The 1136-nt window shown below is 42.0% G+C and carries 1 protein-coding gene; it reads right to left on the bottom strand.

Going from position 1 to position 1136, the window contains the following annotated elements; translation table 11 throughout:
• A partial coding sequence (locus F6K49_RS50995) for a tetratricopeptide repeat protein (RefSeq protein WP_293110552.1) occupies positions 1-1134 on the bottom strand: 1134 nt, incomplete at its 3' end.
• Positions 1135-1136: the final 2 nt, after the last annotated feature.

Genomic DNA, 1136 nt, shown 5'->3' on the forward strand with positions numbered 1-1136 from the left:
GTAGTAATCAATGGCTTTTTTATAGTCTCCCAGATTAGAGTATGCACTACCCAGATTAGTCAGGGAGCTAGCTTCACCCTGGCGGTCTCCGATTTCCCTATCAATATCTAAGGATTGTTGGAGGTAATCAATGGCTTTTTTGTAGTCTCCCAGACTAAAGTATGCATTACCCAGATTATTCAGGGAGTTAGCTTCACCTTTGCGGTGTCCGATTTCCCTAGCAATATCTAAGGATTGTTGGAGGTAATCAATGGCTTTTTTATAGTCTCCCAGACTAAAGTATGCAGCACCCAGATTATTCAGGGAGTCAGCTTCACCCAGGCGGTCTCCGATTTCCCTATCAATAGCTAAAGATTTTTGGTAGTAATCAATCCCTTTAAAGTACTCTCCCAGACTAAAGTATGCAGCACCCAGATTATTCAGGGAGTTAGCTTCACCTTCGCGGTGTCCGATTTCCCTTTGAATAGCTATCGATTCTTGGTAGTAATCAATCGCTTTAAAGTACTCTCCCAGATTACGGTATGCAACACCCAGATTAGTCAGGGAGGTAGCTTCACCTTCGCGGTCTCCGATTTCCCTAGCAATAGCTAAAGATTTTTGGTAGTAATCAATCGCTTTTTTATAGTTTGCCAGACTAAAGTATGCAGCACCCAGATTATTCAGGGATTTAGATTCACCTTCGCGGTCTCCGATTTCCCTTTTAATAGCTAAAGATTGTTGGAGGTAATCAATCGCTTTTTTATAGTTTCCCAGATGATCGTATGCACTACCCAGATTAGTCAGGGAGGTAGCTTCACCTTCGCGGTCTCCGATTTCCCTATCAATATCTAAGGATTGTTGGAGGTAATCAATCGCTTTTTTGTACTTTCCCAGATTATTGTAGGCAAGACCCAGACCAATCAGGGAGATAGCTTCACCTTTGCGGTCTCCGATTTCCCTATCAATATCTAAAGATTTTTGGTGGTAATCAATCGCTTTTTTATAGTCTCCCAAACTAAAGTATGCAAGACCCAGATTACCCAGGGAGTTAGCTTCACCTTCGCGGTCTCCGATTTCCCTTTTAATAGCTAAAGATTGTTGGAGGTAATCAATCGCTTTTTTATAGTCTCCCAGATTATCGTATGTACTACCCAGAT

The sequence above is a fragment of the Moorena sp. SIO3I6 genome (genome assembly GCF_010672095.1).